Annotated in this window: 22 protein-coding genes; 10 read left to right on the top strand and 12 right to left on the bottom strand. The window is 70.9% G+C overall.

The annotated features are described in order from the left end of the window. The coding region (locus QA802_RS41370) for a hypothetical protein (protein WP_334535330.1) at positions 1 to 290 on the bottom strand (290 nt) is incomplete at its 3' end. On the opposite strand from QA802_RS41370, the gene QA802_RS41365 reads away from it, so the two are divergent. Further along, positions 289 to 483: a hypothetical protein gene (locus tag QA802_RS41365; RefSeq protein ID WP_334535328.1), complete on the top strand. Its 195-nt coding sequence runs from the start codon at positions 289 to 291 to the stop codon at positions 481 to 483. The genes QA802_RS41370 and QA802_RS41365 overlap by 2 nt on opposite strands. 102 nt (positions 484 to 585) lie before the next feature. Here QA802_RS41365 and QA802_RS41360 read toward each other — a convergent pair whose 3' ends face one another. From QA802_RS41360 to traA, 9 genes are all read right to left on the bottom strand, one after another. Next, the gene (locus tag QA802_RS41360) at positions 586 to 2,352 is read right to left on the bottom strand and encodes a rep family protein (RefSeq protein WP_334535326.1); all 1,767 of its coding nucleotides are present in this window, start codon (positions 2,350 to 2,352) and stop codon (positions 586 to 588) included. Between the two features lie 613 nt (positions 2,353 to 2,965). Next, positions 2,966 to 3,289: a DUF7739 domain-containing protein gene (locus tag QA802_RS41355; RefSeq protein ID WP_334535324.1), complete on the bottom strand. Its 324-nt coding sequence runs from the start codon at positions 3,287 to 3,289 to the stop codon at positions 2,966 to 2,968. 156 nt (positions 3,290 to 3,445) lie between these two features. Next, on the bottom strand, positions 3,446 to 3,928 hold the full coding sequence (locus QA802_RS41350) for a hypothetical protein (protein ID WP_334535322.1): 483 nt from the start codon (positions 3,926 to 3,928) through the stop codon (positions 3,446 to 3,448). Between the two features lie 154 nt (positions 3,929 to 4,082). Next, complete coding sequence (locus QA802_RS41345) at positions 4,083 to 4,538, bottom strand: Pycsar system effector family protein (protein ID WP_334535321.1); 456 nt, start codon at positions 4,536 to 4,538, stop codon at positions 4,083 to 4,085. Next, the gene (locus QA802_RS41340) at positions 4,535 to 4,825 is read right to left on the bottom strand and encodes a hypothetical protein (protein ID WP_334535319.1); all 291 of its coding nucleotides are present in this window, start codon (positions 4,823 to 4,825) and stop codon (positions 4,535 to 4,537) included. The genes QA802_RS41345 and QA802_RS41340 overlap by 4 nt, the downstream gene beginning before the upstream one ends. Then, entirely contained in the window at positions 4,822 to 5,874 is a 1,053-nt protein-coding gene (locus tag QA802_RS41335; RefSeq protein WP_334535318.1) for a hypothetical protein, read from the bottom strand. The genes QA802_RS41340 and QA802_RS41335 overlap by 4 nt, the downstream gene beginning before the upstream one ends. Before the next feature lie 4 nt (positions 5,875 to 5,878). Further along, the gene (locus QA802_RS41330; protein WP_334535316.1) at positions 5,879 to 6,355 is read right to left on the bottom strand and encodes a hypothetical protein; all 477 of its coding nucleotides are present in this window, start codon (positions 6,353 to 6,355) and stop codon (positions 5,879 to 5,881) included. Positions 6,356 to 6,543: 188 nt separating this feature from the next. Then, complete coding sequence (gene traB / locus QA802_RS41325; protein WP_334535314.1) at positions 6,544 to 8,556, bottom strand: plasmid transfer protein TraB; 2,013 nt, start codon at positions 8,554 to 8,556, stop codon at positions 6,544 to 6,546. Between the two features lie 14 nt (positions 8,557 to 8,570). Then, positions 8,571 to 9,104, bottom strand: a complete 534-nt coding sequence (gene traA / locus QA802_RS41320; RefSeq protein ID WP_334535312.1) for a plasmid transfer protein TraA — start codon at positions 9,102 to 9,104, stop codon at positions 8,571 to 8,573. Between the two features lie 121 nt (positions 9,105 to 9,225). Between traA and QA802_RS41315 the strand changes: the two genes are divergently transcribed. Further along, positions 9,226 to 9,945 (top strand): GntR family transcriptional regulator, encoded by a 720-nt coding sequence (locus tag QA802_RS41315; protein WP_334535310.1) that lies wholly within the window; start codon positions 9,226 to 9,228, stop codon positions 9,943 to 9,945. Positions 9,946 to 10,979: 1,034 nt separating this feature from the next. Further along, on the top strand, positions 10,980 to 11,711 hold the full coding sequence (locus QA802_RS41310) for a hypothetical protein (protein WP_334535308.1): 732 nt from the start codon (positions 10,980 to 10,982) through the stop codon (positions 11,709 to 11,711). Positions 11,712 to 12,057: 346 nt separating this feature from the next. On the opposite strand, the gene QA802_RS41305 is transcribed toward QA802_RS41310, so the two are convergent. After that, positions 12,058 to 12,393, bottom strand: a complete 336-nt coding sequence (locus tag QA802_RS41305) for a hypothetical protein (RefSeq protein ID WP_334535306.1) — start codon at positions 12,391 to 12,393, stop codon at positions 12,058 to 12,060. Then, positions 12,365 to 13,027, bottom strand: coding sequence for a hypothetical protein (locus tag QA802_RS41300; protein ID WP_334535304.1), 663 nt, complete (start codon positions 13,025 to 13,027; stop codon positions 12,365 to 12,367). Before QA802_RS41300 ends, QA802_RS41305 begins: the two co-directional genes overlap by 29 nt. 301 nt (positions 13,028 to 13,328) lie before the next feature. Here QA802_RS41300 and QA802_RS41295 point away from each other — a divergent pair, with 301 nt between their 5' ends. From QA802_RS41295 to QA802_RS41265, 7 genes are all read left to right on the top strand, one after another. Then, positions 13,329 to 14,156, top strand: a complete 828-nt coding sequence (locus tag QA802_RS41295; RefSeq protein WP_334535302.1) for a helix-turn-helix domain-containing protein — start codon at positions 13,329 to 13,331, stop codon at positions 14,154 to 14,156. A 154-nt stretch (positions 14,157 to 14,310) separates the two neighbouring features. Continuing rightward, positions 14,311 to 14,679 carry a hypothetical protein gene (locus tag QA802_RS41290; RefSeq protein WP_334535300.1) on the top strand — a complete coding sequence of 123 codons (369 nt, stop codon included), beginning with the start codon at positions 14,311 to 14,313 and terminating at the stop codon, positions 14,677 to 14,679. 70 nt (positions 14,680 to 14,749) lie between these two features. After that, complete coding sequence (locus QA802_RS41285; protein WP_334535299.1) at positions 14,750 to 15,040, top strand: hypothetical protein; 291 nt, start codon at positions 14,750 to 14,752, stop codon at positions 15,038 to 15,040. Positions 15,041 to 15,107: 67 nt separating this feature from the next. Then, complete coding sequence (locus QA802_RS41280) at positions 15,108 to 16,391, top strand: AAA family ATPase (RefSeq protein WP_334535298.1); 1,284 nt, start codon at positions 15,108 to 15,110, stop codon at positions 16,389 to 16,391. Beyond that, positions 16,388 to 16,618 (top strand): hypothetical protein, encoded by a 231-nt coding sequence (locus QA802_RS41275; RefSeq protein ID WP_334535297.1) that lies wholly within the window; start codon positions 16,388 to 16,390, stop codon positions 16,616 to 16,618. Before QA802_RS41280 ends, QA802_RS41275 begins: the two co-directional genes overlap by 4 nt. Before the next feature lie 60 nt (positions 16,619 to 16,678). Then, positions 16,679 to 16,984, top strand: a complete 306-nt coding sequence (locus QA802_RS41270) for a hypothetical protein (RefSeq protein WP_334535295.1) — start codon at positions 16,679 to 16,681, stop codon at positions 16,982 to 16,984. Between the two features lie 591 nt (positions 16,985 to 17,575). Next, positions 17,576 to 18,289, top strand: coding sequence for a recombinase family protein (locus QA802_RS41265; protein ID WP_334535293.1), 714 nt, complete (start codon positions 17,576 to 17,578; stop codon positions 18,287 to 18,289). Positions 18,290 to 18,325: the final 36 nt, after the last annotated feature.

The raw sequence follows: 18,325 nt of genomic DNA, 5'->3' as shown, positions 1-18,325 counted from the left end.
ACCGGGCGGGGCTTCTCGTTGCCCTGCTCCCGCTCCGGAACGGGCGGCCGGCCTTCGTGGCTACGCTCGAAGTGCTCGCCGTGCCGGATCCGGTCTCGGTGTCCGGTGCCTCCGCCGGCGTGGCGGGCCTGGCTCGCTTCCATGTCGGTGGGGTGGGTCGCCCAGGAGCCCGTTCCCGTTCCTCCGTCGGGGGCGGGCTCCATGGCTTTCTGAACTTTCTGGACCGTCCACGCGCGCGGGTGCGGGGCGTTGCCTGACACCTCTTGCAACTCGGTGGAGACTCCCGTCATGAGCACCATGCGTCGCCGTCTCGGCACCGGTCCGGTCACCACCAGCAGCACGCCGTCGGCGGAGTCAGGTCCTCGGCTTCTGCCCGCCGAACGCGTTGAGCCGGATGTGCTCCTGGACGACGTCGACCACCAGGCCGTCGCGGCTGACCGGGTCGGCCGACGTGTTCTCGGTTCCGGTCCGGGCGGGCGGTAGGGGACAGCAGCGAGTTGTAGGTCACTGACCCCAGTAACACCGTTCGCCGCCGTCTGTCTGCGGCCGTGTGGCGGCGTAGCTGGCCGGGGACGCCCAGAGGGTTCAGCAGAGGGCGTGTCGGCCATAGGGGATCAGGGCCGTGTCGAGTTTCCCGGAGCAGGTACGGCAGGTCGGTGAGGCGGCTTCGGGCGGCGGCGGAGTGACGCGCGGCGCGGGTACGGGCACAGTCTTGGGCCGCTTGCGGAGACTGACGCGGGTGCGGACGGGGCGGTCGGGGTTGGCCAGCCGCTCGAAGGCGGCGGCGGTTTCCTCGGCGTGCGCGACGGCGACGAGCTTGCGCCGGCGGAGGTACTCGGCTCGCGCGGCGGCGAGTTCGTCGTGCTCCTGGTCCTCGATGGCGAGCTGCGCGTCGCGGTCGGCGGCGGCCTGCGTGGCCGACTCGGCACGGGCCGCGTACTCGGGGGCGTCGGGGTTCGCGGCGAAGTGCTCAGCGCGGGCCTTGATGACGGCACCCTCGGCGAGGGCGAAGCCCCGGCGCCAGACCTCGGCGCGGGCCGCCATGTCGAGCCGGTTGGCGCCGCGCAGGACCTCGGCGGCGGTCGGCAACACGTCGTCGGCGGGCAGTTCCTCGGCGTCGGTGACGTCGACTCCCCAGACCAGCCCCCAGGACTCGACCAGGGCGCGGACCGCGAGGGTGCCGCCCCGCTCGGCGGCCTTGAGCAGGGCGAGGGCGCGGCCCTTGTGCCGGGCGATGTGCCGGTACCAGGTCGCGGCGGGGATGCAGGCGAGCGGCTTGCCGTCGGCCGCGTCGTCGGCGGCCACCTCGTTGTCGTTGCGGTCGTCCAGCTCGAAGCCCATCTCCCGCAGGAGCTTGCGCAGGCCGTTCGACCAGTACAGCGAGCGGACGCCGGTCGCGGTGACGACGAACTCCCGCCACAGTTCTACGTCGCGCGGGTCGGCGTCCTCGCGGACGGCCGCGCGGGCGATCTCGAACGGCGTGCGGTGGCCGCCCTGGCCCTGCTTCACGTCCTGCCGGGTGAGTTCGGCCGCGACACCCCAGCGGGTCTTTCCGTCCTGGCCCTTCATCAGGTAGCGGGCCAGCGTGCCGGACTCGCCGCGGTCCGGGGCGTCGATTTTCACGCCGACGGGCTTGCCGTCCTTCTCGCTGGTCTCGATCGGCATCCGGGCGCCGACCTTGACCAGCGCGGCTGACCAGATCTCGAACGCGAGGTGCTGAAGCTCAGCGACCCGGGCGGTGCTCAGGGGCCGGGCGAGGAAGAGCAGCACGTGGTAGTGGCAGTGCCACCCGTTCGGCCCGTGGGTGACCTCCCAGGCCCGGACGAAGCCGCGGATGCCGAAGTTCTTCTTGGCGTCGCGCCAGGTCCGTCCGGCGTTCGTGCCGAAGCCGAGCTTCCACGCCTGCCGCTGCATCATCTCCAGGTCGGCCAGGAGGTCGCGCTCGTAGTGGCGCATGGTGAGCGTCATCATCACGAGCCCGCAGCTCTGGCACTCCCAGAACTGGCCGACCTGGTCCAGCTCGTCTTGCCGGACGCGGCGGATCGAGGTTGAGCAGCACGGGCAGACGTGGACCGATCCGCAGGTGGCGACCCCGGCGTACCCGGCGCGGCCGTTGCGCAGGACTGGGGTCACCCCGCCCGCGAGGACGGAGATGCCGCACCGTTCGAGGCGATCGAGGCCGGACACGGCCCGCAGGGCGTCCCGCAGCTCGAACTGGGCGTCGCGGGCCGACGTGTCCGCGTCGGGCTCTATGGCCGACCCGCGACGGCCGCCGCTGAACTCCGGGGTGGATCCATGAGTGGTCCGCCCCGCACCGCCCGGAGTCGACGGACCGGAGGTGACCCCGGTCACGGTCTCAGGGTCGGTCTTGTCCGCATTCGTTCCGCGCAGGCCGCTGACCTGCATGTCCGTAGTTTTCGCGGTAGTACCAAGGCCCGGTCCGTTTTTGGTGCCGGAGTTCGTGGCCTGATCCGTGGTCTGACCTGCGGTTTTGGTGTCGTCAGAAGCGGACACTTTCGGGGACATCCCGCCGTTGCGGGCGACCCGCTTCTTGCAGGTGTCGGAGCAGTACTTCCGGGGCCGACCGCCCACCGTTTTCGGGAGTTTTCTGCCGCAACCGGGGCACTTCACCGCAGACGCGCGAACGGCCCGGCCGGCGGCTCGTGCAGCCGCGTACCGGGCGTCGACATCGGCGACGCTTTGCGGCGCGTCGGCCGGGGTGGGTGTTGCGGACGGCTGGCCGTCCCTTACGCTGGACAACAGACGAGTCCCTTGGTTGTGAGCCGGGTGACGTCAGAAGAGGCCAGGGCCGCGAACCCTCGGCCTCTTCGCTTTTGCTGGGGATGATCCTGGCACCGATTGGTGGTGGAGGTTTCCCCGGCACGCCCTACGGCTGTTGGTGCTGGTGGGGTTTGACGGTCCGTAGGAAGCCCCGCTAGCCGAGAAGGCCGGCGGGGCTTCGGTGTTACGCGGCTTCGATCCGCCATTGCCACGGCTCGCCGTCGGCGGCGGCGCGGGCGGCGGCGTCGGCCAGGGCGCGGGCGTGGCCGGCGGCGCTGGCCTTGACGAAGCGGTGGCGGGCGAGCTTGAGGAGGAGCTGGGCGTACTCGGCGGCCTGCGCGGGCGGCATGGTCTCGCTCTCCCCCGGGTTCTTCAGCAGCTGTACGAGGGGGCCGCGTTCGGCGTGGGTGAGGCAGCCTTCGGCGTATCCGGCGAGGGCGGTGAGGACCTTGAGCGGGTGGCGGTCCTCGCCGAAGAAATCGGCCCCGTGGCTGACGGCGACGTTCATGGCGTTCGTCCTTTGTTCGGCCGGGTGGGGCCGGGCCCATCACGGGCCCGGCCGGGAGGGGTTCAGCGGGGGCGTTCCTCGGAGCGCTTGTTGGCTTCCTTGACTCGGCGGGACAACTCCTGCCGTTCGGCGTCGGTCAGGGCGGTGGTCTCCATGTCAGCCCCTCCTTGCCTCGGTGCGGTCGGCGAGGAGCCGGTCCGCGATCGCGTCAGCCTCGTCGAGGAGCTGGCGGAGCTTCGCCGTCGCGGGCCGAACCTCCTCGGGCAGGTAGTCCTCGTGGCTCATGCCGCCGATGTAGACGATGGCCGGGCCGCCGTCGGACAGCTGGACGAACCCGACGTCGAGAAGGTGCTCGCCCTGCTTGTTGGTGACCGTGTGCTCGTGGTTCGAGTGATCGTGGTGGTCCGGCATGGTCTCGGTGCACAGCCCGGGGAAGACGGGGCAGTCGGCGGGCTGCGGGTTGCGGAGTTCGGCGGTCATGGCGGCGGCGAGGTCGGCGGCCAGCTGCGGGGTGTACATGCCGGGGAGGGTGTTGCGCATGGCCTGGTCGATCGCGTCGGGCAGGGCGGCGACGACCGCGGCGAGGTTCAGGTGGGTGGTGTCGGTGGGGGCTGGGGTCTGGTTAGGCTCCTGATGCATCGCAGGTCTCCTCTGCGGTTGCGGGTTCGGGGCGCTTTGGCGTCCTCGGGCTGGACGGGATCGGGTGTTGACGCACTCGGTCCCGTTCGTGCGTGGGGCCGTCTGGCGGCTCCCCTTGGTGCCCGGCACGGGGTCCGGGCACTGCGGGCAGCGGTCAGTCGGCGATGCCTGCGGAAAGAGCGATCAGGGCGGACAGGATGAGCAGGCCGCCTCCCGCACAGGTCAGGTCGACGGCGCGGCGCAGGCAGGTGAACTTGGCGACGGCTAGGCGGGACAGGCCCGCGATGTCGGCGGCAAGGTCGCGGGCCTCGGCCGCAGCGGCGATTTGCTGCGGGGTGAGGGTGGCCCACAGCGGGAAGCCGTGGCCGCCACCGAGATTGGGGCGGACCGACCGCAGGAGCAGTCCGGCCGCGGCGATCAGGAGCACGAGCCCGGAGCCGCCCGTGAGGTACGCGGGCAGGTTCAGCGGCAGGTCGCGGGCGATGGTCCAGGCGCCGGCCAGGACCGCGCCGACGAACGCCAGGAGCAGGGCGGTCTTGGTGTCGGTCCGTGTGATCTCGGCCTTCACCTCGGCGTGCTGTGCGGTCAGGGCCTCTGTGGGGGTGCTCACGCCTGGTCCTCCTCAAGCTCGAAGTCGCACCAACGGCAGGGGATACCGGGGACGTCCAGCTCCTTGTGGAGCCGACCCCCGGCGAGGGTGGCCGCGATCAGGACGGCGGTGATCCATCCGGCGGTCGGCGGCGCCCAGCCCGGGATGGGCCAGCCGAGCACCGACCGCAGACCGAGCGCGCACAGCGGGGTGAAGGCGAAGGCGGGCCAGTGGGCGAGCCACAGAAGGACGGCGCGCACCCGTGAGGAGCCGATGAACAGGAAGAGCCTCATGCCGTTGCCGCTCATGCCGCGTCCTCCTCAAGCTCCTTGAAGCGGGCGGCGACCCAGCCGACCGACCAGCCCGTGAGCGCGGCGACCTGACGCTGTGAGCGGCCCTCGCGGACCGCGTCGGCGACGGCCTGGCGGGCGTCGGCCTCGCTCATCTTGGCGGGCTTGTCCGTGTCGTGAGCGGTCTCGTGAGCGGTAGTGCTCACGCTCGCGCTCACCGCCGGGCGGGGGGTGCTCACGGCGGCGCTCACGGACGCCAGGGCAGGCTTGCGGCCCTCGGTCGCCTTACGGTCCCGTTCGGCCTTCTGTGCGGCCTCCTTGGCCTTCCTGGCTTCTTCCTGCGCCCGCCGCTCACGTTCCTGTCGTTCCAGCTCCTCGCGACGGCGGGCGTCGGCCCGCTCCTCCCGCTGCCGCTCCAACTCGGCCTCGTGCTCACGCTCCTCGCGGGCGACCCGGGCGGCGTGCTCACGCTCCCGCTCACGCTCGGCCGCTGCCTGCTCACGGCGCTCACGGTCGGCGGCCTCCATCCGCTCACGCTCCAGCCGGGCGGCCTCCTGCTCACGCTCCCGGTCGGCCCGCTCACGGTCCTCACGCTCACGGAGCTCGGCCCGCTCACGCTCACGCTCGGCGGCGTGCTCACGTTCGATCCGCTCGACCGCCGTCGTGATTGCGCGCCGCCATTTCAGGCCCGCCTCGGCGACGACGATGAGCAGGATCGGCGCGACCGCGTGGACGCCGACGCCCACCAGGTCGCCCTTGAGCGCGGAGTCCGCGACGTTGAGACCGAGGGTCATGAAGCCGGTGAGCCAGCGCAGGAGTGCCGGCCAGAACCCCGCGTCGCCGTCGAGGCGGGCGACGATCGCGTCGACCCGGACGACGATGATGACCGCCGCGTCGACGACGATCGGCAGGATCGGCGCGGTCATCTCCCAGCCCGCCGGGGTGAAGCGGAGCACGAGCGGAGTGACGGTCAGGACCGAGTACAGGACCGCCCCGAAGACGATGACCCACGACAGACGGAGGGTCTTCTCGGCGGCGTCGACGTGGGCTTGAGTGTCGAGCTTCATCGCGTCAGCCCTCGATCCGGGAGCGGGCGCCGATACCGCGCGCGGTCGACGTGATCTCCGTGCGCTGGACGACCGACCCCCGATAGATGTTCGTGGTCGACGCCCTCTTGGCCTTGGAGATGGCGGAGCCAACGGCGGTGGCCACCATGGCGGCCCCGGCGAACGGGGCAGCGATGGCGAGGACTCCGAACAGGGTCACGGACGAAAGCCCCTGCAGTACGAGCCAGACGCCGCAGCCGAGGCCGGTGACGCCGGCACCGACGCCGATCGAGGCCACGGCGACCCCGGCTGCCCACTGGGGGACGATCCGGCGGTCGTCCTGCAGAACGGGGGGCGCGTCGCCGAAGGCGGGAACGGGGGAGTGGTCGCGGAAGCTGGTCGGCGCGGCCGGCACTTCCTGCCGGTACGCCTCCCGGATCAGTCGGGCCGCCTCGGCGGACGCCTCGGTCTCGGTGAGGGGATACTTCGGATCGGTGGTCACGGGCTCTACCTCCGTGGTCATCGGGCGGGCCGCCCCGGTTGCTGCGGGGCGGTCCGTCGTGTGCGGCGGGGTGTGCGTTCTTGCTGTGCGGCGGTGTGCGGGGCGGTGTGCGGCCCTATTCACACGCCGTGTGACGTGGGGATTCGCACTGTGCGGCTGTGCGGGGGTGTGCGGCTGTGCGGGCCGCCTCAGACTCCGGCGAGCGAGGGAATGAGGCGGTACACGCCCGCCTCGCCAGTCGCGGCCAGACGGCCCTCCTCGGACAGCCGCTTCAGCTCCTTGGAGACCCAGGAGCGGTCACGGCCGATCTGTTCGAGGTACGGACCGAGGTCGCGGACCGCGACGGTGCCGGGGCCGACCGAAGCGAGCATCCGCACCATGTCGTCCAGGAGCTCGCGGGCCTCCTCGGTCGACGGCTTGGCCGCCGGGAGCTCCGTGGTGGCCTCAGGCGAGGGGAGTTCGGCCGTGGCGTCCAGCTCGGCGTCCTCGGCGTCGACGAGCGCGGCGACCTCCCGGACCGACTCCTGTTCCTCGGTCAGCTGCGGCGCCGGGGTCGGGGCGAGCGGTGCGCCGACACGGGCGGCGCGGTTGGTGAACAGGTCGCCCGCGACCTTCGCGGCGGCGGCGGCCGTCACCGAGTCGAGCGCGGGCCGTACCCCGGCGAACTGCTGGACGATCCACCCGGCGGCCTTCTCGTACTCGCCGGACGGGCCGGTCCAGAACGTGCGGGCCGGGTTGGCGTACAGGTCCTCGTCGACCCCGGCGGACACCATGTAGACGTAGCCCTTGCGCTTGTTGCCCCAGGCCGCCGGGTTGGCACCTGCCTCCAGAACCTCCTCGGGGAGGGCGAACGAGGCGTCGTCGCCCCGCACGCCGAAGCACATCGCGGCCGGGAGCGAGGCGCGGGTGTCGGTGGAGAGCTGGTAGCCGGACGCACGCTGCATCGACACCACCAGCGAGACGCCCGCCGAACGGGCCTCCTGCGCGATTCCGGTAAACACGTCGTCCCCGAGGTCTCGCAGGAGCTTGGCGGCCTCCTCCATCCACGCCACCAGGTACGGCATGCCGGGGCAGCGGCACGCGCCCGACGTGGCGCAGGAGTGGGTGGGGTCGGTCTGCGTCTCGGCGGCCGCCGGCTCCCATGCCCTGTACGCGTGGTCGCGCAGCCAGGCGGTACGGGCGGGGATGACGGCCTGGACGGCGGCGACCATCGCGCCGGCGGACGGGGTGTCGAGCGCTGCCCAGTCGAGGGCTGGAAGGAGCGGCTGGAAGTCCTGCCCGGCCTTGGCCGCGTCGGCGAGCCAGACCGTGACGTCCTTCCGCGTCAGCAACTCAAAGAACAGGTCGAGGGCGCCCTCGGTCTTGCCGGAGCCGGTCATCCCCATGACGAGCATGTGGATCGCGTCCAGGAGCGGCAGCACCAGGTCGCTTCCGTCGTCGTAGACGCCGATCCGCAGCGGCACGGCGATGGACTGGCCGGGGGCGAACGGGCCCGGGTACATGGTCGGCGTCTTGAGCATGTCCTCGGGCACGATGACGAACGTCCCCTTCCGTGCGGAGTCGGGATCGTGTTGGACGCGGATCGCGGTCGTCGGCACATCGAGGGCGCTCGCGATCCTCGGGATCGCCTTCGTCACGTCCTCGTTTGTGAGTTCCCCGGCAGGCAGCTCGAACGGGACGATGACCCGGTTCGGCTCGACACGCACGTCGCGGAGCTTGGTGCGGGCCAGGCCGACCTTCTCCAGGAGGCCCTTGTCAGAGTCCGCCCCGGTCGTCTCGGCGCCGCTGGAGCGCATGACCTGCCGGATGTTCCAGGTCAGGGCGAGGGTCGCACCGCCCATTACGAACAGGTCGGGTAGCGGGCCGGTGAGCGGGCCGGACAGCGCGGCCGCGGTCAGCCACGACGACCCCGCCGCCACCGTGATCGCAGAATGCAACCTGCGCTGGGGGCCGGTCGACTTGCCCGCCCACCAGGTCGCGGCCGTCAGACCGACCGAGGCGAGGGTGAGGCCGACGCCCGCCCACGGCGACTCCGCCCACATCACGTGGGCGCCGGCACCGGCCGCGCCGACGCCGCCCGTGACGATCCAGGCCGGGGTGAAGGGCTTGGCCCTGTGGACGAGCCAGGTCCCGATCCCGGCGGTCCCCGATCCCGAGTTGAGGCGGTCTTCGTGCTGCTGCGAAAGGTCCTTGCTGGCCATCGAGCTACCGCCTCTCAGAACTTGAACGGGTTGGTGGTCGCGGGGCGCTGGGGGCGCGGGCGCATCAGGTCGGCGTACTCGCGCTGGAAGGCTCCGTATGCGGCGACGGCGTTCTTCGCGGCGGCCGTGGCCCCGTCGGAGGCCCGCTTCAACTTCCAGGCCACCTTTTTGGCGCGCATCCGGGTCTGGACCGCGTTCTCACCCGGCATCGGCGCAGCCTGGCCCAGCCGGGCCTCCAGGATCTTCGCGGCCATGGCCAACTCGATGGCCGCCTGGATCATCAGCGCCCGCAGGTGGTTGCAGTAGTTGCGGACGTCGTCGGTGTTGTTGAACTCCGGCTCGCCGAGGATGAACTGCGACTGACGGCCGCTGCCGGACTGCTGGCCGCCCTTGTTGGTCGTGCGGTTGATCGTGACGCTCACCGGCGGGACGAACGAGCCGCCCATGGCGCCGATGAAACCGCCGGCCGCCGCACCCGCGTTCGCGAACTTGTTGTCCCTGCTGGCCCTGCCGTTGGCCGAGGTCCCGTTGGTGCTGGGGTTCGCCATGGCCTCTCCTCCCGGTCATGTGCTTCCGTTGTCTTGCTGCGCTCTGCGAAGCAATGTAGAACAAGAGGTAGAGCAAGGCAATACAAAGGTAGAGCACTCGATGTGGGGAAGGAGAGAGCACATGGCTGGAACGACGGGGTACGCAGAGATCGCAGAACACTTCCGGAACCTGATCCGCACCGGGGCCATGTCCCCCGGAGACCGGATGCCGACGGTCAGGGAGGTCGTGGAGATCTTCGGCGTGTCGAACGCGACCGCCGTGAGGGCTTACAAGGTCTTGAAGGCGGAGGGACTGACCCGGGCCAGTACCGGCACGGGGACCGTGGTGACGCGCCCAGCGAGCGACAACATCGCAGCCCGCGTCCGCAACCATGCAGCCACGGGGAAGGCCCTGGCCGCTGGGGAGACGTCCCGCATCCTTGAAGTCGGCACGGTGGGCGCCGACGAGACGGTGGCCGCCCGACTCGAAGTGGAGCCGGGCACCCCCGTACACGTCCGCCGACGCGTCGTCAGCCGGGACGGCGCTCCCGTACACCTGTCGTCCTCGTACTACGCCGCGTTCGTCATCGAAGCCACCCCGGAACTCACACAGCCGGTCTCCACCGGCGCATCCCGGGAACTGGCAGCCGAACGCCTCGGCGTCGCACAGGACAGGGTCCTCGAGGAGGTGACGTCCCGGCTCGCCACCGAGCCCGAGAAGGAATCCCTCGGACTGACGGGGGCCGTCATCGTCACCCAGGTCGTTCGCACCGTCTTCCTCACCGACGGCAGGATCGTCGAGGTCGCCGTGAAGGTGTGCCACGGATCCACCGTGCTGAAGTGGTCGACGCCGCTGAGCTGATCACACGAATCCCCGCCGGAGCCCCCGCCAACGATGCCGGGGGCTTTCTGCTGTCCGGCATCCGTGGGCGGTTTACATGGCCAGCCGCCCGCCGACTGACCCCATCGCCGTTGTGCTCGTGGCTCAAGGCCGGCGGGAAGGGGAGGGGTGCCCGGCGGGCCTGAACGGCCGTCTGCCGGGCAGGAAACGGGGCGGGCCGCCGTACCCCCGCCGTCACAGATGCGGGCGCGTGAGGCGACCTGGCGGCCCGGCGGGGGCCGATGGGGAGCAGCTGCTGCCGCGCAGTGTCTGGGCGCCGTTGGGTCGCTCCGCTAGGAGCCCGTTCGCCGTGGCGGATCGTCCGGCTCCCCGTTTTCTCCGACCGACCATGGCAGCGGCATGGCGGAAGCCGTTTGGCCGGCGCGGCGGCGGACCTTCCTCGGCGGCGGCAACGGTGTAGCCGAGCCCACCGAGTTGGATGCCGTGACCTGCGGGTTTGGAAAGTCACGTGACTTTCTTTCAGCATCGTCACGTGACTTTCCTCGGTCGCTCCCCACATCGTCACGTGACTTTGCAGCCTGTAGCTCAGCCTGTTCGGCCCGCCCCTTCAGGTAGGCGTTCACAAGCTTGTCGGAGCGCTTCGCCGCCTCCTCCTCGCGGACGGCCTGGAGCTGCTTCTCTAGCTTCCTGGCCTCGTGCGCGCGCTGGACGCAGCCCCGTTTGCAGTACGCCCGCGGCTTCGTCCCCCGGCTGGGAGGAACCGGTCCGCCGCACCAGGCGCATGCGTCTTTCGGTGTCTCAACGGTAGTCACGCTGCACGACGGTACGCGGCGGGTCTTGTGGCGCGGCCGGTCCGGGGGGTGATTCAGATTTTCTCTACTGGTTCAAGGCCGCCCGCTGTCGCGGTCGGCGCGACCCGCCTGGAGGCCGGCCGCTCCTGTCTCCGCCCCGCTCCGGCCTCCAGACGGCCCGCCGCTGAGAGTTCGTAAAGGAACCTTGACAGTCCGTCACGCGTAAAGGACTCTTGACGCATCGACGCGTAAAGGAGCCTTGACATGGGATGGGTACATGAGGACCCGGACGCCGACCTCTACGACCACGAGGGCTACGCCGTGGCCGTCCTCGCCGACGGCACCGAGCCGGAGCCGATCCAGGTCCCGCTGACCAACGGGGACGCCGCGCCGAACAGCGCGTGGTGGCTCTACCACGGCCGGGACGGCCGTCCCTTGGCCGCCGGGGTGAAGGCTGCGTGCGCGTGCGGCTGGCGCGCGAAGGAGATCCACCCCGTCTACTTCGACGACCACGAGATGACCGACGGGTTCGAGTACAACGACGGCCCGTACTGGAACTGGGCCCGGGAGCACATCGCCTCACTCCTGGGCACGGCGATGCCGCCCGAACTCTCCGACGCGCTCGACACCGTGGCGGAGCACGTGAAGCAGCTCGCCGTCGAGCGACCGCTCGTCGTGCTCGCCACCGTCGCCCGCATGGAGGCGCTGGTTGCCGCCTACGCCCCCACGGCGGGCGCAACCGCGCGGGCCAAGGACGTCACCTGGGACAGGATCGGCAAGGTGCTCGGCACCACCCGGCAGGCCGCCTACCAACGGTTCCGGAAGTACACCGAGGCGGCGCGGACCGACGACGGACTGCCGATCCACATCGGCGGCTGCACGTACCAGTTCGCCGCGCACAACGACCGTTGCGGGTGCGCCGGCCTCAACGACGAAGGGCAGCCAACCGTCTCCGTCGTCCGTGCCGCCGACGTCGAGCACGCCCGGCACGCGTAACGGCACCGCACCACCCGAGCCCCGCCCGGCCACCGCCCGGCGGGGCTCCGTCGTTCCCGGCCTGCGTCGCCCTGTACGTCACCGGCGCCCGCTGTACGTCTCCGAGATGACGTACACCGACGACCACCAGGAGCACGAGCACGTCGTCCCGCTGTACGGGAATCCCGCCCCGGACCAGCGGCCGCGTCAAAAGTGCCAGAGGTGTACGACAGCCCGAACCCCGCGAACAGGTGAACACCCGGACCGACCCCTCCCCACCCGCCGAATCCGGGACTAGCGTGGACGCCAGTTCAACGACGGCCCCGGCGCACCCCAGGCTCCCCAGGCTTGCCGGGGCCGCTCCCTGTCACCGCCACGGCGACGACCGCCGCAGATACGTTCGCTCCTCGTTCTGCCGCACCCACGCCCGCTCGCCCTCACGGCCGGCACCCGGCGACCAGACGACCGTCGACGCCGCACCGCGACCGCGGCCGATCCGCGTGAGCGTCCGCCGCCAACGCCGGTCCTCCTCAGCCCGCGCCGCCGCCGCCGTCTCCTCGGCCGTCGGCTCCGGCCTGCGCGCGCGAGCCTCCTCCCGGCGGTACTCCTCGAGCAGGCGGGCCGCCTCCTCGGCTGTCTCCTCGGTTCGCTCGCCGCCCACCAGGCGCTGGAGCTCACGCCGAATCTGCGTCAGCGTCATCATTGCCGTCGTCCTCCTCGCCCACGATCTCCGCGTCGGCGATCTCCTGAGCCGCCGCCCACACCGCATCCGCATCCGGAGCCGCCCGCCGGCGGATCGGACCCGGCAGCAACTCGCCAGCCGCCGCAAACCCCGGCCGCCCCCCACCCCACCCCGTACTCGGATGCACGTAGCCAGGAAGCAGATGCTCGGGCGGGTCTGCCGGAAGACCCGGACGCTCGCCGCGGTCCGTTTCTGGGGTGAGAGCCCACCCGATCATCGCCATCGCGTAATCGCGCAGGTCATGCCAGTGCTTCAACCCGCCCGGCAAAGCCCGCATCACCGCGTCGACCGTGGTCCGCACCGCTCCGGCAACCAGCTCCGCCAGCTCCTCGCGCTCCTCGTCGGACTGCTGCTCAACCCCGGCCTGCAGAGCCACCCGCGCCGCGACCAGAGCCCGGTCGGACGCCTCGACGAACGCCGTGTTCTCGGCAGGATCTGCCGGCCTTCCCTCCTCCGAGGCAGCGGCCAGCGCGCCCGCCGCCTGGAGCATCATCTGACTCAGGACCCGCTGCACGACAGAGATCGTCTGAGCCGGGGGCAGTCCCAGAACCCCAAGCTGAGCAGCCGTCACGGCCAGATCCGCCTTGTCCTTCACGGCACCTTTGCCGCCACCGTGGATCTTGCAGCGCGGGGGCATCGCGCCCACCACCGCCCACCGCTTGCATTGCTCTTTGCTCTGCTTCGACTGCGCCCCGCACTTCACCGGCCGTAGCCCGCTACGTCGGTCCGCCTGGTCTGCCCTCGGCATGCTCGCCTCCCGCTCGGTCTCCTCCCCGCCATCATCCGACGGACCCGCACGCCTTCATTCCGGACCGGATCCACCCCGCAAATCCGCAGGTCAGCAGGCCTAAAGCGCCCCGGAACGATCTTCGGGAAACCCCACCTACCGTCGCTTCATGAAGTACCTGACAGTGGCTCAAGCAGCCCAACGAACCGGCCTCTCCGAACGCGCCATCTACGACCGAATCGGCGATCACACCCTCACCGCGACCGGCATCAAGCTCCGCATCCCCGAGGACTCCCTCGACCGGTTCATCCTCGACCGCCAGCAGGCCGCCGCCGCGAAAGTCGGCGACCTCACCCGCTTCGCAGAGCAAGTCCGTAAGCGTCTCCAGTGGCCAGGCGGCACCAAAGGCACCGTCCTCCAGCGCGACAAGGACGCCCTGAAGATCTTCGGGCCGCACATCCTCCAGGCGGCCGGCATGCCCGAAAACCGCGGATGCCGTTGGTGTTGGGCACGGATGACGGCAGCCGTACACGGCGGACTCCAGCCGACCCTCACCGTCCCGCACCGCCAACTCCTCGGCGAACCATGCCGCGAAGACCTCAAGGTCCTGCGCGAGCAGCTGCGCGCCCGCCACCCCTCACCGCAACCCACGGAACCCGAACCCGTACAGGCCCGCACCGCCGCCCCCCGCGGCTACAAGGCCTGCGGCATCGCGGTCGGCGTCGCCTGCGAATGCCACACATCCGACCGGCCAGGCGGACCCCGACGGAACGACGGATCCGACCTCGCCGCGACCCGCAGGAAGGCCCTGACCGCCGCCATCAAGGCCGCCCAGGACCGCGGCGACCACAAGCACGCCCAGCAGCTCCGCGGCCTCCTCACCAGCCTCACCGCCCAGGCGGTCCGCACGCCGAAGAAGTCGGCCGGCACCACAGGACGCCGCCCCGACATCCACGGATGCGGCTGTGCCTGCCCCGAACACCGGAGCCAGCCATGAGCCGCCGCCCCGCACCCAGCCGCCCCGAAACACCGCGCTGCGCGTGCGCCCCCCACCGGCCGTGCCTCGCCTGCTGGTCGAGCGAACTCACCGACCGCCAACGCCGCCTCACCGCCGCAAAACTGCTGATCAGCTACGGGATTTGGAGCCGACCGTGAAAGACGAACTCAGCCCCTACGAGCAGGCCGAGCGTCGCGCCGTCGCGAAGCGCGCCGCCGCCATCCTCCAGCAGCAAATCGACGGACTCACCGCCACCGCCGACGACGTCGAACAAGCAACCGGTATCCGGATCGTCCGCCGCCGCCCCCACATCCTCGACGCCCGCCGACGGGACCTCGAAGCACTCCGCACCCAGGCACAGGCCTGGCTCCTGGCCATGGCCCTCATCGACCGACTCCTGCCACCCGGCGACACCCGAACCCTCGGCGACGCCTTCAAGACGATGCCCCCCAACGACCTCCGTGTCCTCCGCCGCGCCCTCCGCCAAGCCGGCGCGCTCCACGACGGAGGCGAACCGCGGTGACCCCCAACGACAGCGCCCCCGACGGCAGGCCGGGGCGCAAGGAGACCAGCGGGGCACGCGGTCCACACCCATGCTCGCACGCGCCACCGACGACACCGTTCCGCAGCAGATCCGCCGACGGCGAGCCGCCGCACTCCGCTGCCCACCCCTCGACGACGGCCACCGCGACCCCCTGGACCGGTACGTCCAACCCGGCCAGCCCTCCACCTACGGCATGACCGAGACCGAGCTCCGCCGCTACGCCAACCACCTCGTACTCAACGAAGGCTGGTCCCCCTGGGAAGTCCGCCAGCGGCTCGCCATCACCCCACGCGCGCAATGCTGCCCCTGCTGCCGGCATCACCAGGAGGCAGCCGCATGACCGAGCGCGCGAACGAGGATCGACGCACTGAAGTCCATGGACCCCATCACCACGCTCGGGGGCTCCTGTGACCACCAACAACCGCGTACCCGGCGCCTGGCCCACCAGCACCCGCCGGCCCACCACCGAAGCCGCACAACGCGAAGCCCAGATATGGGCCGAACCCACAGACCCACGAATCTGGGCCGAAGACTCCATCCCGGCCTGGACCGACGACCAGCCACCCGCACACAACGGAGGACTCTGGATCCCCGGCCAGCACCCCAGCCCGCCACCCCCGACCGGCAACGGACAAGCCCCCAACGCCTCCCGCCCCACACCCAGCTGGCGACCCCGCGACCTCACAGACATCCTCAACGGCACCTACCAGGCACCCCAGCCCACCATCGGCCGCAGAGACGACGGCATCGGCCTCTTCTATCCCGGCCGCCTCCACTCCGTCATCGGCGAGTCCGAAGGCGGCAAAACATGGTTCGCGCTCACGGCCGTCGCCTCCGAACTGGCGGCCGGAAACGCCGTCGTGTTCATCGACTTCGAGGACGACGCCCCCGGAGTCGCCGGACGCCTCCTCACCCTCGGCGTGCCCGCCACCGTCATCAGCGAACGGTTCGCGTACATCCGCCCCGAGACCCCGCTCACCTCCGAGTTCAACAAGCTCGACCTCGGCCAGGCCCTCAACGACCTCAAACCCACGTTCGTACCCGTCGACGGCGTCACCGAAGGCATGGCCATGCACGGCATGGAGCTCAAGGACAACAGCGACGTAGCCCACTTCGGCCGCGTCCTCCTCCACCCCATCGCCCGGACCGGCGCCGCCGTCGTCACCCTCGACCACGTCGTCAAGGACAAGGAAGGCCGGGGCCGGTACGCCATCGGCGGCGTCCACAAGATCAACGGCATCACCGGCGCCGTGTACACCCTCGAAAACCGCACCCCCTTCGGAATCGGCGTCACCGGCAAATCCACCGTCCGCATCTCAAAAGACCGACCCGGCCAACTCCGCCGCCACGCCCTCCCCCACTCCAGCGGCCTCCACTGGTTCGCCGACTTCACCCTGACCTCCCACGACGAGACGTTCGCCGAATCCAGCCTCACCACCCCCATCGAACGCACCGGACCATTCCGCCCGACCGGGCTCATGCAGAAAGTCTCCGACGCCCTCGCCGGCGCACCCGACCCGCTCAGCGTCCGAGGCGTCCAAGACCGCGTCACCGGCAACAAAGACGCCGTCCGAGCCGCCCTCGCCCGACTCGTCGACGAAGGATTCGTCACCGTCACACCAGGCCCCCGCGGCGCCCAGCTCCACACCCTCACCAAACCGTTCACCACCAGTGAAGGAGAGGCCCCGTGACCGAGTCGACCAGCGCGGTGGAGCAGGCCGTGCAGCAGCGCATCCAACAGGCCCGCATCAAGGTCCAGGCGGCGCGGGAGCGGCGTGACGAACTGTCGGCGGCCCGCCGGCGGGGTCTCGCTGCCCGGCATGCGAACAAGCTGCGCCACCTCGCCGAGCGGGAGCAGCTGCGCCTCGACGCCGAGGACGACGGCCAGGACGACGACGAGCCCGACTGTTTCAGATGAAACACCTGAGACTTCCGGCCGCCGACCGGCGGCCGGCACATCCACCGAAGGAGAAGCACGATGTCCCAGCCGACACTGTTTGAACTCGTACCGCCGTCCGAACCGCCCGCAGCCTGCCGCTACTGCCACAAGCCCGTGACCGGCATCGAGCGCATCAGCGGTATGAGCAGCCTCGGGGTCTGGCCGGTCTCGAACCCGAAGTTCGCCTCACCGTCGCCGCTGCCGCAGGGCGTCATCGCGGGCGAGTGCGTCGACTGCAACGGCGTGATTGCGCGCGAGCAGATGGCGGAGTGGCTGGAGCGGAAGCGGGACCTTGCCAACAGCGACGTGATCGACGCCTGGCAGTACGAGCTGCACTCCGCCTGACCCGCACACGACGGCCGGCCCCGCAGCTATCGGGGCCGGCCACCCGACAGCATTCCAGAGAGGACCGACATGACCACGACCGTACCCACCGTCCCCCGACCGTCCCCAACCGTCCCCACGGGTACGGTCCCCGCGACCGTACCCACCGTCCCCAGTCCCCCTATAGGGGGGACGGTGGAGGAGGGGACAGTCAGCACCACCAGACACCACGACCGACCCCAAGGGGACAGACGACCCGCAGAACCATGCGGCGGCCCCTTCTAGGTGCCTCTGTGTTGACCTCATGGACCATTCCGCGTCGTGCGGGCCGCCTGGGGCCTGTTGGGCGCTCTGCGGCCCGTATGGGCGTGCTGCGGCGGGATTGGTGGGCTCTTCGTTCGCCGGTACGGAGAGCCCCTCGGCCCTCGCCCGCGCGGGGTGGACCGGAATTGCTTCCGTACCGGCGAACGAAAGCTACCTCGGCCCTCGCCCGCGCGGGGTGGACGCTCCCCGACCAGCGGCGTCGATCATGTGTCGTGCCCGGCTCCAGTGAGTGACGGTGATCCCTCACCAGTGCTTACACTAAAGGGTCGTTTAGTGTAGACTGGGGTCATGGAAATCAGCCGGAAGCCCACCGCCCGCCGCCGCCGTACCGTCGCTCGCGTGAGCAACTACGCGATCGGCTACCTGCGCGTGAGCACCGCCGAACAGGTCAAGTCCGGCGCCGGCCTCGACGCACAGCGCACGGCCATCACCGCTTGCGCAGCGGCCCGCGGCCTTGAGGTCATCGCCTGGCACGTCGACGAAGGCGTATCCGGCGGCACGGCACCGATGAAGCGCCCCGAGCTGTCGAAGGCCCTGGACGCGCTCGCCACCGGCCCGGCCTCGGTGCTGCTGTTCGGCAAGGCGGACCGCGTCGGCCGCCGGGCTACCGACCTCCTGGCCCTGCGCGACCGAGCCGAGCGCGAAGGCTGGACCCTGGCCTCCGCCGACGGTGCCGTCGACCTCACCAGCCCCCACGGCAAGCTCATGTTCACCATGCTGGCCGGCGTCGCAGAGATGGAGCGCGACCTTATCCGGGCGCGCACCCGCGAGGGCCTGGCCGCGAAGCGCGAGCAGGGCGTTCGCCTCGGCCGGCCCTCCGTTCTGCCGGAGTCCGTGGTCCGCCGCATCGTCGAGGAGCGGGAAGGCGGAGCTGGTTGGACTGCCATCGCCCGCGGCCTCATGGACGACGGCGTGCCGACGGCCCGCGGCGGGGCGACGTGGCACCCGTCGGCCGTCCAGAAGGTCTACAACGGGCAGGACGCCGCGAAGGTGTCTGCCTGACCTTCGAGCAACGACACAGCCCCGCCCGGGTGTACG

The organism is Streptomyces sp. B21-105, from assembly GCF_036898465.1.
Lineage (GTDB): Bacteria > Actinomycetota > Actinomycetes > Streptomycetales > Streptomycetaceae > Streptomyces.
This window is presented reverse-complemented; position numbering and strand designations above follow the sequence as displayed.